We start from the raw sequence: 12,394 nt of genomic DNA on the forward strand, positions 1-12,394 counted from the left end.
AAGAAGTTTTGGTTCGCGCAGAGGCGCGGAGGCGCAGAGGGGTATCGCCCGGAACGACCCGCCCGCAACCGGGAGACGTTCGCGAGGGACAGTCACTGACGCGGCGAACCCGGCCCCGAACGCAACCCCTCCGCGCCTCTGCGCCTCTGCGCCTCTGCGCGAAAATACCTTCTTCGCGCCTTCGCGTGAAACCCCTTATCCGGCGCGACGCAGACGGACGATGAAGAAACCGTCCATGCCACCGGCCTCGGCCAGCATGCCAGGCAGCGTGCGGACATAGCCGCTCTCGTGCGCCACCACGCCTTCGGGCAGTTCGTCCACGCGCGCCGGTTCGACCGTGAAATCGCTGCGCTCGCTTAAGAAACGGTCGAGCTGCACTTCGCCTTCGGCCGGTTCGAGCGAGCAGGTGGCATAGACCAGCCGCCCGCCGGGCTTCACCCAGTCGGCGGCGCGGCCCAGCAGGCGCTTTTGCAGCGCCGCCGTTTCGGCGATCACCGAGGGGCGGACGCGGTGAAGCACGTCGGGGTGGCGGCGGAAGATGCCGGTCGCGCTGCACGGCGCGTCGAGCAGCACCGCGTCGGCCGGCTCGGCCGGTTTCCACACCAGCGCGTCGCCGGTGACGATTCTGGCCGATAGGCCGGTGCGCGCCATATTCTCTTCCAGCCGCGCAAGCCGCGCCGCCGACGAATCGAGCGCGGTCACGTCCCATCCGGCGGCGGCCAGTTGCAGCGTCTTGCCGCCCGGCGCGGCGCACAGATCGAGCGCGGTGCCCGGCCCCTGTCCCAGCAGTCGCGCGGGGATCGAGGCGGCGAGGTCCTGCACCCACCAGTCGCCCGCCGCATAGCCCGGCAGATCGGCGATCGGCCCTGCTTCGGCAAGGCGGCGATGGCGCGGGGCGAGGGTGACGCCGTCGGGACCGCTATCGCCTTTGAGCGACAGGTCGAGTGGGGGTTGCTGCGCGATCGCCTGCGCGGCGGCGATGACCATGTCCTCGCCCCATGCCGTCACCCAGCGCGCATCGGTATCGGCGGGCAGGCTGGCGGCGTCGGGCAGGCGGGCGTTGCCGCGCATCAGCGTGCCGAACACGCCATGGACCAGCTTGCGCGGGCCACCGTCGACCAGCGGCAGCACGGTGGCGATCGCGGCATGCGGCGGGGTGCCGAGCACCAGCGCCTGCCCCAAGGCGATGCGCAGCGCGAAACGCGCCTTGGCATCGTCGGGCAAGGGGCGCTGCGTTGCGCTGTCGATCAGCGCGTCGAGATCGGGCAGGCGACGCAGCACGGCGGCGGCGATCGCATGGGCAAGCCCACGATCCTCGCGCCGGTCGAGATCGCCGGTCGCCGAGGCGAGTGCGGCTTCAAGCGGCAGGCCGCGCCGCAGCACGGCATCGAGCAGGCGCAGCGCGGCGCGGCGCGCGGGGACGCCGGGCGCTTCGGGAGCGAGGCGGGGGGGGGCCATGTCAGCGCGCCTCCGAACGGGGTATGAAAAGATCGATCACTTGAATCCTGTCGCTGGTCCGCCGAGATCATGCCCGACGGAACCGGATAAGGACTCCCCTATGGGCAACCGCCCCGCTCATGTGAAGCCGCCTGCGCATCTCTCCAAGTCGCCGCCGGTGCCCACCCCCGAACCGCTGCCGCCCAAAAACGACACCGACGACCCGCTTGGCCTCAGCCCGACGCGCTATGGCGACTGGACGCACAAGGGCATCGCGGTCGATTTTTAGGGGGGCGGGTGGCAAGACATCCTACACTCGTCATTCCCGCGAAGGCGGGAATCCATACACGCCGGGGTCTCGGCTGGTTGCGCGACGGCAGCGTTTATGGACCCCCGCCTGCGCGGGGGTGACGATGAAAGAAGGCGGTCGGTTGTCAGGTGCTTCCTTCGCTTTGGGGAAAGAGGTGTCGGGCGTACGCAACCTTCACCCCTGTCAGTAATTCCATTGCGCCCATGGAACGAACCGCCGGGTTCGGGCTTGTCGCTCCATGGCTTCGCTTCCCCGATTCTGGCGGTATCTTTTGGGCGGTATCGCTGCCCTTCTGTTGCTCGTGCTGCTGGTCCTCGCCGCCTTTCCCTGGGGCGTGCTGCGCGACCGGGTGAGTGCGAAACTGGCCGAGCGGTTCGGGGCCGATGTGTCGATCGGGACGATCGAGCGCGTCCAGCCGCTGTCGTTCTCGCCGACACTGATCGTGCGTGACTTGCGCATCGCCCAGCCGAGCTGGGCCGGTCCCGGCGATCTGGTGCGGCTCCACCGGATCGACCTGCGCTTCCGCGTCCTGCCGCTGCTGCGCGGCAAGTTCGACCTGACCGCGCTGGCGGTCGACGGCGGGCGGGTGGCGATGGTGCGCGCGAAGGACGGCACCAAGAACTGGGCACCCGACAAGCGGGGCAAGGGCGGATCGGCGTCGGACATCACCAGCCTGACCGTGCGCGACCTCGTGATCGACTATCGCGACGCGGTGCAGAACCGGCAGTTCGCGGTGACGGTCACGTCGAACGACCAGGGCTTCCGCGCGAGCGGGACCGGGGCGATCGACAATCGCCCGGTGCGGGTGGCGCTGACCGGCCCGGTTATCCGCAGCGACGGCGACTGGCCGTTCGTCGCGCGGGTCGACGGGCCGACGATCACCGTCGATGCCAAGGGGGTGATGGCAGCACCGCTCAACACCAAGCGGATGACGGTCGAGCTGACCGCGCGCGCCGACAATCTCAAGACGCTCGACGCGCTGATCGAGGCCGGGCTGTTCGGGACGCAGCCGGTGCGGTTGAGCGCGAAGGTCCGCCACGACGATCCGACATGGACGGTCGAGCGGCTCTCGGGGACGATCGGTGCCTCGCGACTTTCCGAGGCGCGGGCGAGCGTGACCAAGGATGGCGAGACGACGAAGATCGACGGCCGGCTGCGCTTCGCGTCTTTGGCCTTCGCCGATCTGGAAACCGACGAGGGGCGGGCGCGGGCGGCGGCGATCGAGCGGCGGATCGGGTCGCGCGTGGTGCCCGGCACGCGGATCAACCTTGCCAAGCTCGCCAATCTCGACGGGCGGCTGGCGGTGCATGTCGACCGGCTGCGCGAGGCGGACGCCGTGCGCGGCCTTGATGCGACGCTGGCGATCGCCGATCGGCGGCTGACCGTCGCGCCGCTGACGATCGCGCTGTCGCAGGGGAAGATCGCGGGACAAGTGATCGTCGACCAGCGCGGGCGGCGCGTGCCGCGCGCGACCTTCGACCTGACGCTGTCCGATTCGCGTATCTCGACCTTTGCCGGGGGTGCGCCGGTCGACGCGCCGCTGCGCGCGCGGCTGAAGCTGGTCGGCAGCGGCGATACGGTGCGCGCGGCGATCGGCCGGGCGGACGGCACGATCGGTTTCGCCGCCAGCAATGGCACGCTGCCCGCCAAGCTGGCCTCGCTGCTCGGTGCCGATGTAGCGCGCGGGGTGACGACCGATGACGATGCGCAGGCGCGGCTGCGCTGCCTCGCGCTGCGGCTCGACGTGACCAACGGGATCGGCCGGGTCGATCCGCTGGTGATCGACACGTCGCGTGCGCAGACGCGAGGGCAGGGCCGAGTGAACCTTGCCGACGAGACGCTGTCGCTGTCGCTGACCGGCGCACCGAAACAGGCGACGCTGTTGCGGCTCGACCGGCCGGTCATGGTGACGGGGCGGCTGCAATCGCCGCAAGTTGCGATCCCGCCGGGCACCAAGAGCGTCGGCGGCGTCCTCAGGATGCTGGGCAAGGCGATCGGCGGGCGGCAGGACCCGCTGGCCAGTGACGCGAACTGCGGCGCATTGATCGCGCGGGCGATGCGGTAGGCCGGATCGACATTCAACTTTGGCAGGGGAAATTTGCCGTCGAACCCCGCGTCATCCCCGCGCAGGCGGGGATCCATATACGCCGACGCCGGTGATAGCATCGCGCCCGTTGCGTCTATGGGTTCCCGCCTGCACGGGAACGACGAAACGCGGTGGCATTGGCTGAAGGTCGATCTGTCTTCTGGTTTGATCGGCGCGCGCGGATGCGGCAGCATGGTGCCGATCCTGTCGGGAGCGATGACGATGACCGATTTCCCTGCCGAGCGCGAACTGGTGCTCGACCGGCTGCTACAGGCCCCGCGCGAGGCCATCTTCCGCTGCTGGACCGAGGCGCATCTGCTGCGGCGCTGGTTTGTGCCCGCGCCATGGACGATCGCCGACGCGGTGGTCGATCCGCGACCGGGCGGGGCGTTCGACGTGACGATGCGCAGCCCCGAGGGGGCGGACATGCCGCATCGCGGCGTCTTTCTGGACATCGTGGCGAACGAACGGATCGTGACGACCGATGCATTCACCGCCGGCTTCGTGCCCGGCGACGGCGCGCCGTTCATGGTCGCGACGATCACCTTCGCCGACGAGGACGGCGGCACCCGCTATATCGCCCGCGCCCGCCACTGGACCGCCGAGACGCGCGATCAGCATGCGGCGATGGGGTTCGAGCCCGGCTGGAACCAGTGCGCCGACCAGTTGGAGGCGCTGGCGGCGAGTTTGTGATTACCGTCCCTCGGGTTTCAGCGGGCGGCTGAGCAGCGCTTCGATCACTTGGCCCACCGGGGTGCCGGCCAGCAGCGTGCCGACCGCCTGCGTGACCGGCATGTCGATCCGCGCGTCGGCCGCCGCCTGCGCCAGCACCGGGGCGGTGAACGCGCCTTCGGCCACGGTGCGGCGATCGGACAACAGCTCGGCGGCGGCGCGGCCCTGCCCAAGCCCCACACCAAGCGAATAGTTGCGCGAGGCGGTCGACGAACAGGTCAGCACCAGATCGCCCAAGCCCGACAGGCCGGCAAGCGTCTCCGCCCGCGCGCCGCGTGCCATGCCGAAGCGGGTCATCTCGGCGAAGCCGCGCGCGATCACCGACGCGCGGGCGTTCTGCCCCAGCCCCGCACCCTCCACCACGCCGCAAGCGATGGCGAGGACGTTCTTGACCGCGCCGCCGATCTCCGCGCCGATCACGTCGTCGCTGGCATAGGGGCGGAACCCCGGCGCGGCGAGGCGCGCGGCAAGGCGATCACGCAAGACCGGATCGGCGCAGGCGAGGGTGACGGCGGTCGGCTTGGCACGGGCGACCTCGTGCGCGAAGGTCGGGCCGGAGAGGACCGCAACCGGGGCGTCCGGATGGACCGAGCGGGCGACCTCGCCGACCAGCAGCCTGCTGCCCGCCTCGATCCCCTTGGCGCACAACACCAGCGCGCGGGTGCCGACGTCGATTCCAGAGAGGACCGCGCGGACGTGCTGCGCCGGACAGACGACCAGCAACGCATCGGCATCGCCCAGCGCCGCGCTGTCGGTCGTCGCGTGAATCGCCGGGGAGAGCGGGATGCCGGGCAGGTAGAGCGGGTTCTCGCGCGCGGTGTTGATCGTGTCGGCCAGCGCGCCGTCGCGGACCCACAGGGTTACGTCGCCGCCGCGCGCCGCGACCTGTGCCAGCGCGGTGCCCCATGCCCCGCCGCCGATGACGCCGATCCTCATGCCTTCACTCCCGCGCCGCGCACCTTTTCCGCATTCGGGTCGAGCGGCCAGCGCGGGCGGGCGGCGACGTCGAGCGGATCGCTATGCCCGGCCATGAAGCGTTCGGCCCCGGCCCACGCGATCATCGCGCCATTGTCGGTACACAGCCATAACGGCGGGGCGACGAAGCGCAGGCCGTGCGCGGTGGCGAGCGCCTCCAGCGCGGCGCGCACGCCGCGATTGGCGGCGACCCCGCCGGCGACCACCAGCGCCTCGACCGGCCCGGCGAGCGTCAGCGCCAGTCTGGTGCGGTCGACGAGGCAGTCGATCACCGCCTGGCTGAACGAGGCGGCGATGTCCGGCACGCTGTAGCGACCCGATTCGTGCGCGCGCAGCACCGCGCTTTTGAGGCCGGCGAACGAGAAATGCGGATCGGGCGTGCCGGTCAGCGGGCGGGGCAGCGGCACCGCGCGCCGATCGCCCTGCGCCGCCGCCGCCTCGACGCGCGGGCCACCGGGGTAGCCGAGGCCGAGGACCTTGGCGGTCTTGTCGAACGCCTCGCCCGCCGCATCGTCGATGGTGGTGCCGAGCCGGCGATAGGCGCCGACCCCGTCGACGCGCAGCAACTGGCAATGCCCGCCCGACACCAGCAGCAGCAGGTAGGGGAAGGCTAGGTCGGGATCGGTCAGGCGTGGCGACAGCGCATGCCCCTCCAGATGGTTGACCGCGACCAGCGGCTTGCCCGCCGCCAGCGCCAGCGCCTTGGCGGTGACGAGGCCGACCATCACCCCGCCGATCAGGCCGGGACCGGCGGTGGCGGCGATCGCATCGACCTGATGGAGCGTGACGCCCGCATCGGCGAGCGCGCCTTCGACAAGGGCCGGCAGGATCTCGACATGGGCGCGCGCCGCGATCTCGGGCACGACGCCGCCATAGGGGGCGTGGGCGGCTTCCTGTCCGGCGAGGCGATGCGACAGGATGGTGCGATCGCCACGCACGATCGCGACGGCGGTTTCGTCGCAACTGGATTCGATGCCGAGGATGAGGGGGTGGGGCATTTGCGGTGCTCTAGCGCGGTTTGGTCGGCGGGGCGATATTTGGTTCATGCGAAGGCGCGAAGGGCGCGAAGAAGGGTGGTTCACGCGGAGGCGCGGAGACGCGGAGGAGTTGCGTTCGGGACCGACCTTGCCGCGTAGCGGCTATCGTCGTTCGTCTACCGGAGGCGACCGGTTCACCCGGAACACAACATTCTCCGCGCCTCCGCGCCTCTGCGCGAAAACTCCTTCCCTATTTCTCCGTCCGCCAGAAAGCAGGAAGAAGTGATTTTCGCGCAGAGGCGCAGAGGCGCGGAGGGGGTCGCGTTCGAGGCGGGGCTTGCCCCGTCGTCCGCTGGCGTTGTCGTCTCCCGGTCGCGGGCGGCTGGCCCGGATCGCAACCCCCTCCGCGTCTCCGCGCTTCCGCGTGAACCAACCCCTTCGCGCCCTTCGCGCCTTCGCGTGAACCCTATCCGCCTTGCCCAACACGCCAACGATGCGTAGCGAGCAACGCCATGATGTTCAGACTGGGCACGCGCGGATCGCCGCTGGCGCTGGTACAGGCCCACGCCACGCGCGCGGCGCTGGCGGCGGCGCATGGGGTGGACCCCGCCACGATCGAGATCGTGCCGATCCGCACCACCGGCGACCGGGTGCAGGACCGCGCGCTTGCCGAGATCGGCGGCAAGGCGCTGTGGACCAAGGAACTCGACCGGGCGCTGTGTGGCGGAGAGATCGACGCGGCGGTCCATTCGATGAAGGATGTCGAGACGATTCGCCCGACCGAGATCCGCATCGCCGCGATGTTGCCGCGCGCCGACGTGCGCGACCGGCTGGTCGGGATCGCGAGCCTTGCCGATCTGCCGGCGAACGGCGTGGTCGGCACCAGCAGTCCGCGCCGCGCCGCGCAGGTGCTGCGCCACCGCCCCGATGCGCGGATCGTACTGTTTCGCGGCAATGTCGACACGCGCCTCGCCAAGCTGGCGGCGGGCGAGGTCGATGCGACCTTGCTCGCCGCCGCCGGTCTCGAACGGCTGGGGCGGCACGCCATCGGCCATGCCGTGCCGGTCGACACGCTGCTGCCCGCCCCGTCGCAGGGCGCGGTCGGGATCGAGGTGCGCGCCGAGGACGCCGCCGCGCTCGCCTTCGTGGCGGCGATCGATGACCTGCCGACGCATCAGGCGGTGCGCGCCGAGCGCGGCTTCCTGGCAGCGCTGGGCGCCGATTGCCATTCGCCGGTCGGCGCGCTGGCGCGGATCGAGGGCGACGTGCTGACGCTGACCGCGCAATTGCTGGCGCAGGACGGCAGCGCGCACGTCACCGGCAGCACGAGCGGCGCGATCGACGACATCGGCCTGCCGCGCGCCCTTGCCGAACGGCTGCTCGACGAAGCGCCCGAAAGCGTCGCGCGGCTGTTCGCGCGGTGAGCGTGCCGTTGGCGGTGCTGCGCCCCGAACCGGGCAATGCGGCGACCGTCGCGGGGATCCGGGCGCTGGGGGGCGAGGCGATCCCGCTGCCGCTGTTCGCTATAGTGCCGCTGGCGTGGGAACTGCCGGCGGAGGCGCATGACGCGCTGATCCTGACCAGCGCCAATGCGGTGCGCCACGCCGGGGCGGGGCTGGCCGCGCTCGCCTATCTGCCGGTCCATGCGGTGGGTGCGGCGACCGCGCGGGCGGCGCGCGACGCGGGATTGCGCGTGGTCGCGACCGGGGCGGGCGATGGCCGGGCGCTGCTCGATGCGGCGCGCGCGGCGGGGGTGCGCCGCGCGCTGCTGCTGACCGCGCGCGACCGGGCGGTGGCGGCGCATGGCGTGGTGGCGACGATCCGCGCGGTCTATGCCGCCGTGCCCACCGAACCGGTCGGGATGGACCGGCTGGCGGGCAGCGTGGCGCTGGTCCATTCGCCGCGCGCGGCGGCGCGACTGGCGGCGCTGGTGGCGGATCGTGGCACCACCTCGGTCGCGGCGATCTCGCCGGCGGCGGCGATGATGCTCGGCAACGGCTGGCGCGCGGTCGCGGTGGCCGCCATGCCGAGCGATCCGGCGGTGATCGCCGCCGGCCTTGCGCTTGCCGGTGATTGACCCGGTCGGCGCGCACGGGGATAAGGCGCGCATGACCAGCGACGACGCGCCTTTCATGGCGGCAAACGGCCCGACCCGGCGGGCGAAGGGCGGGCGATGGATGGCGGCGGCATGCGTCGCCTTCCTGATCGGAATCGGCGCGACGCTGGCGGTGCTCTATTATGTCGCCCCGCGCCTCGGCTGGACGCTGCGTGCCGCCACCACGACGCCGGTCGCCCAGCCGACCCCGGCGGCGAGCGCCGCGCCGGTTGCCGCCGCCTTGCCGAACCTCGCCGCGCTGTCGGCGCGCGAGGCGACGCTGTCGGCACAGGTGGCCGAGCTGGAGACGCGGATCGCCGCGATCGACACCGGCGCGCGATCGGCGGCGGGCTTCGCCGCGCGTGCCGAAAATATGATGATCGTGATCGCCGCGCGCCGCGCGCTCGATCGCGGGTTGCCGCTCGGCTATCTCGAAAACCAGTTGCGGGTGCGCTTCGGCGCGGCGCGGGGCGATGCGGTGCGCACCATCCTTGCCGCCGCGCGCCAGCCGGTAACGCTCGACGATCTGCGCAGCGGGCTCGATTCCTCGGCCAACCAGTTGCTGGCTGGTCCCGCCGACCAGAACTGGTGGCAGTCGCTGCGGCGCGAGGCAGGGCAGTTGATCGTGATCCGCCAGGGGCCGACGCCGAGCAGCCGCCCGTCCGACCGGCTGGAGCGGGCGCGCCGCCGGCTCGACACCGGTCGCGTCGAACTGGCGATCGGTGAGGTCGAGCGGATGCCGGGCGGGGCCAGCGCCACCGACTGGAACGCCGCGGCCAAACGCTATGTCGATGCGCGCAAGGCGCTGATCGAGCTGGAGGCGCTGGCGCTCGACACGCCGTTGCCGCAGGTGGCCCCGGCCCCGGTGGCGCAGATCGCGCCACCACCCGTCCCGCTCCCGACCCCGTCGGCGACGCCCGACCCGCTCGCCCCCACGCTGTAAGGACAATCACCATGGCCGATATGGGCCGCTTCGACTGGCAGGACCCGTTCCTTATCGATCAGCAACTGACCGACGAGGAACGGATGGTGCGCGACGCGGCGCACGGCTATGCCCGCGAGAAATTGTTGCCGCGCGTGACCCGCGCGTTTCTCGACGAGGATTTCGCGCGCGAGATCATGAGCGAGATGGGCGAACTGGGGCTGCTGGGTCCCACGATCGATCCCGAATATGGCGGCGCGGGGCTGGGCTATGTCGCTTACGGCCTTGTCGCGCGCGAGGTCGAGGCAGTCGATTCAGGGTATCGCAGCGCGATGAGCGTGCAGTCGAGCCTCGTGATGCACCCGATCAGCGCCTATGGCTCGGAAGCGCAGAAGCGCAAATATCTGCCCCGCCTCGCGAGCGGCGAATGGGTCGGCTGTTTCGGGCTGACCGAACCCGATGCCGGCTCCGATCCGGCGGGCATGCGGACGCGGGCGGAAAAGATCGACGGTGGCTACCGGTTGAGCGGGTCCAAGATGTGGATCACCAATTCGCCGATCGCCGATGTCTTCATCGTGTGGGCGAAGTCCGACGCGCATGACGGCAAGATTCGCGGCTTCGTGCTGGAGAAGGGCACCAAGGGGCTGTCCGCGCCGAAGATCGAGGGTAAGCTGTCGCTGCGTGCGTCCGTCACCGGCGAGATCGTGATGGATGGCGTCGAGGTGGGTGAGGATGCGCTGCTCCCCAATGTCGAGGGGCTGAAGGGGCCGTTCGGCTGCCTCAACCGCGCGCGCTACGGCATCGCATGGGGCACGATGGGGGCGGCCGAGTTCTGCCTCCACGCCGCGCGGCAATATATGCTCGACCGCAAGCAGTTCGGCGTGCCGCTGGCATCGAAGCAACTGGTGCAGTTGAAGCTGGCCGACATGCAGACCGAGATCGCGCTGGGGTTGCAGGCGGCATTGCGCGCCGGGCGGATGTTCGACGAAGGCACGCTGGCCCCCGAGGCGATCAGCATCATCAAGCGCAACAATTGCGGTAAGGCGCTGGCCATCGCGCGGGTCGCGCGCGACATGCACGGCGGCAACGGCATTGCCGCCGAATTCCATGTGATGCGCCATGCGATCAACCTCGAAACGGTCAACACCTATGAGGGCACGCACGACGTCCACGGGCTGATCCAGGGGCGGGCGATCACCGGCATTGCCGCGTTCTGATGAACCGTCAGCCGGTATTGCGCGGCCAATTGGTCACGATCGCGCCGAGCGTCGCGGACGATTATGATGCGCTGTTCGCGGTCGCGTCCGACCCGGCGATCTGGGACCAGCATCCCGCGCACGACCGCTGGCGGGCGGACGTCTTCCGTGCCTTCTTCGACGAGGGGATGGCGGGCGGCGGCATGCTGACCATCCGCGATGCCCAGGACGGCAGCGTGATCGGATCGAGCCGCTACGGTCCCTACGACCCTGACGCCGACGAGATCGAGATTGGCTGGACGTTTTTCGCGCGCGACCGCTGGCGGCGTGGGTATAACCGCGAAACCAAGCGGTTGATGATCGATCACATCACCCGGTACGCGGCGACCGTCACCTTCCATATCGGGGAGGCCAATGCCCGGTCGCGCACCGCGGTGGCGGCGCTGGGCGCGGTGCTGCGCCCCGGCACCATCGATGTGCTGCGGGGCGGGCGCATGGTCCCGCATGTCGTGTACGCGCTGCGCCGGCCGTGAAGCCGCTCGCCGGGGTCCGCGTGGTCGAATTGGCGCGGATTCTGGCCGGGCCATGGTGCGGGCAGTTGCTCGCCGATCTGGGCGCGGAGGTGGTGAAGGTCGAGCGGCCCGGCGCGGGCGACGACACCCGCCACTGGGGACCGCCGTTCGTGACCGATGACGCGGGGCGCAACCGCGACGCAGCCTATTTCCACGCGACCAATCGCGGCAAACGGTCGGTCGCGATCGATATTGGCACGCCCGAGGGTCAGGCCGAGGTCCGCGCGCTGGTGGCGCAGGCCGATGTCGTGATCGAGAATTACAAGGTCGGCGGCCTCGCCCGATACGGCCTCGATCATGCCGCGCTGTCGGCGGTGCGGCCGGGGCTCGTCACCTGCTCGATCACCGGCTTCGGCCAGACCGGGCCCTATGCGCACCGTGCCGGCTACGACTTCGTCATCCAGGCGATGGGCGGGGCGATGTCGCTGACCGGCGAGCCCGACGGGCCGCCGCAAAAGGCCGGTGTGGCCTATGCCGATCTGTTCACCGGCGTCTATTCGGCCGTGGCGATCCTCGCCGCGCTACGCCGCCGCGACCTGACCGGGGAGGGCGCGCATATCGACATGGCGCTGCTCGATACGCAGGTGGCAGTGCTGGGCAATCAGGCGCTCAACTATCTGGCGGGCGGGACCGTGCCGGGGCGGATGGGCAACGGCCACGCCAATCTCGCGCCGTATCAGGCGTTCGAGACGGCGGACGGCGCGCTGGTGATCGCGGTCGGCAACGACACGCAGTTCGCGCGGCTGTGCGCCATCCTCGGGCTCGACCTCCACCTTGATCCAAGGTTCGCGACCAATCCGGGGCGGGTGGTGAATCGCGGCGCACTGATCCCGATGGTGCAGGCGGCGGTCGGCGGCTGGCGCAAGGCGGCGCTGACCGACGCGCTGGAGGCGGCGGGCATTCCGGCGGGGCCGATCAACCTGCTGAACGAGGTGTTCGCCGACCCACAGGTGGTGGCGCGGGGGATGCGGATCGCGCCCGACGGACTGCCGGGACTGGCCGGACCGATCGTGATCGACGGCGAACGGATGGTCGCGCGCGGCAGCGCGCCGCTGCGGGCGGGGTAGGGGGGTAGTTCCTCTTCGTCACGCT

General features: G+C 70.9%; 12 protein-coding genes. 9 read left to right on the plus strand and 3 right to left on the minus strand.

What is annotated here, in order from left to right:
- Nucleotides 1-195: 195 nt before the first annotated feature.
- The gene (locus ASE78_RS17275) at nucleotides 196-1,458 is read right to left on the minus strand and encodes an RsmB/NOP family class I SAM-dependent RNA methyltransferase (protein ID WP_056498801.1); all 1,263 of its coding nucleotides are present in this window, start codon (nucleotides 1,456-1,458) and stop codon (nucleotides 196-198) included.
- Between the two features lie 100 nt (nucleotides 1,459-1,558).
- Between ASE78_RS17275 and ASE78_RS18455 the strand changes: the two genes are divergently transcribed.
- The 3 genes from ASE78_RS18455 to ASE78_RS17285 all read left to right on the plus strand — a co-directional run bounded on the left by ASE78_RS18455 (nucleotide 1,559) and on the right by ASE78_RS17285 (nucleotide 4,526).
- A complete protein-coding gene (locus ASE78_RS18455; protein WP_082448120.1) occupies nucleotides 1,559-1,726 on the plus strand; it encodes a DUF1674 domain-containing protein in 168 nt (55 codons plus the stop codon).
- Nucleotides 1,727-1,985: 259 nt separating this feature from the next.
- Entirely contained in the window at nucleotides 1,986-3,812 is a 1,827-nt protein-coding gene (locus tag ASE78_RS17280) for an AsmA family protein (protein ID WP_056498804.1), read from the plus strand.
- A 117-nt stretch (nucleotides 3,813-3,929) separates the two neighbouring features.
- Nucleotides 3,930-4,526, plus strand: coding sequence for an SRPBCC family protein (locus ASE78_RS17285; RefSeq protein ID WP_235515136.1), 597 nt, complete (start codon nucleotides 3,930-3,932; stop codon nucleotides 4,524-4,526).
- On the opposite strand, the gene ASE78_RS17290 is transcribed toward ASE78_RS17285, so the two are convergent.
- Together ASE78_RS17290 and tsaD are read right to left on the minus strand one after the other, a co-directional pair.
- Nucleotides 4,527-5,501 carry an NAD(P)H-dependent glycerol-3-phosphate dehydrogenase gene (locus ASE78_RS17290; RefSeq protein ID WP_056498806.1) on the minus strand — a complete coding sequence of 325 codons (975 nt, stop codon included), beginning with the start codon at nucleotides 5,499-5,501 and terminating at the stop codon, nucleotides 4,527-4,529.
- The gene (gene tsaD, locus ASE78_RS17295; RefSeq protein WP_056498809.1) at nucleotides 5,498-6,538 is read right to left on the minus strand and encodes a tRNA (adenosine(37)-N6)-threonylcarbamoyltransferase complex transferase subunit TsaD; all 1,041 of its coding nucleotides are present in this window, start codon (nucleotides 6,536-6,538) and stop codon (nucleotides 5,498-5,500) included. The genes ASE78_RS17290 and tsaD overlap by 4 nt, the downstream gene beginning before the upstream one ends.
- Before the next feature lie 491 nt (nucleotides 6,539-7,029).
- Between tsaD and hemC the strand changes: the two genes are divergently transcribed.
- From hemC to ASE78_RS17325, 6 genes are read left to right on the plus strand one after another with little or no spacing between them, the layout of a single operon-like run.
- The gene (hemC, locus tag ASE78_RS17300) at nucleotides 7,030-7,941 is read left to right on the plus strand and encodes a hydroxymethylbilane synthase (RefSeq protein ID WP_056498811.1); all 912 of its coding nucleotides are present in this window, start codon (nucleotides 7,030-7,032) and stop codon (nucleotides 7,939-7,941) included.
- Nucleotides 7,938-8,594 (plus strand): uroporphyrinogen-III synthase, encoded by a 657-nt coding sequence (locus ASE78_RS17305; protein WP_056498813.1) that lies wholly within the window; start codon nucleotides 7,938-7,940, stop codon nucleotides 8,592-8,594. The genes hemC and ASE78_RS17305 overlap by 4 nt, the downstream gene beginning before the upstream one ends.
- Before the next feature lie 31 nt (nucleotides 8,595-8,625).
- Nucleotides 8,626-9,555, plus strand: coding sequence for a hypothetical protein (locus ASE78_RS17310; protein ID WP_156349078.1), 930 nt, complete (start codon nucleotides 8,626-8,628; stop codon nucleotides 9,553-9,555).
- 11 nt (nucleotides 9,556-9,566) lie between these two features.
- On the plus strand, nucleotides 9,567-10,751 hold the full coding sequence (locus tag ASE78_RS17315) for an acyl-CoA dehydrogenase (protein WP_082467302.1): 1,185 nt from the start codon (nucleotides 9,567-9,569) through the stop codon (nucleotides 10,749-10,751).
- Nucleotides 10,751-11,263: a GNAT family N-acetyltransferase gene (locus ASE78_RS17320; RefSeq protein ID WP_056498824.1), complete on the plus strand. Its 513-nt coding sequence runs from the start codon at nucleotides 10,751-10,753 to the stop codon at nucleotides 11,261-11,263. Before ASE78_RS17315 ends, ASE78_RS17320 begins: the two co-directional genes overlap by 1 nt.
- Nucleotides 11,260-12,369, plus strand: a complete 1,110-nt coding sequence (locus tag ASE78_RS17325) for a CaiB/BaiF CoA transferase family protein (RefSeq protein WP_056498827.1) — start codon at nucleotides 11,260-11,262, stop codon at nucleotides 12,367-12,369. The genes ASE78_RS17320 and ASE78_RS17325 overlap by 4 nt, the downstream gene beginning before the upstream one ends.
- The last annotated feature ends 25 nt before the right edge of the window (nucleotides 12,370-12,394 follow it).

It is taken from the genome of Sphingomonas sp. Leaf25 (assembly GCF_001421635.1).
Lineage (GTDB): Bacteria > Pseudomonadota > Alphaproteobacteria > Sphingomonadales > Sphingomonadaceae > Sphingomonas.

Excerpts from the sequence above, each read along its gene's own strand:
- ASE78_RS17315 (WP_082467302.1), top strand. The coding sequence starts at position 9,567 with ATGGCCGATATGGGCCGCTTCGACTGGCAGGACCCGTTCCTTATCGAT.
- ASE78_RS18455 (WP_082448120.1), top strand. The coding sequence starts at position 1,559 with ATGGGCAACCGCCCCGCTCATGTGAAGCCGCCTGCGCATCTCTCCAAG.
- ASE78_RS17280 (WP_056498804.1), top strand. The coding sequence starts at position 1,986 with ATGGCTTCGCTTCCCCGATTCTGGCGGTATCTTTTGGGCGGTATCGCT.
- ASE78_RS17285 (WP_235515136.1), top strand. The coding sequence starts at position 3,930 with ATGGGTTCCCGCCTGCACGGGAACGACGAAACGCGGTGGCATTGGCTG.
- ASE78_RS17275 (WP_056498801.1), bottom strand. The coding sequence starts at position 1,458 with ATGGCCCCCCCCCGCCTCGCTCCCGAAGCGCCCGGCGTCCCCGCGCGC.
- ASE78_RS17310 (WP_156349078.1), top strand. The coding sequence starts at position 8,626 with ATGACCAGCGACGACGCGCCTTTCATGGCGGCAAACGGCCCGACCCGG.
- tsaD (WP_056498809.1), bottom strand. The coding sequence starts at position 6,538 with ATGCCCCACCCCCTCATCCTCGGCATCGAATCCAGTTGCGACGAAACC.
- hemC (WP_056498811.1), top strand. The coding sequence starts at position 7,030 with ATGATGTTCAGACTGGGCACGCGCGGATCGCCGCTGGCGCTGGTACAG.
- ASE78_RS17290 (WP_056498806.1), bottom strand. The coding sequence starts at position 5,501 with ATGAGGATCGGCGTCATCGGCGGCGGGGCATGGGGCACCGCGCTGGCA.
- ASE78_RS17320 (WP_056498824.1), top strand. The coding sequence starts at position 10,751 with ATGAACCGTCAGCCGGTATTGCGCGGCCAATTGGTCACGATCGCGCCG.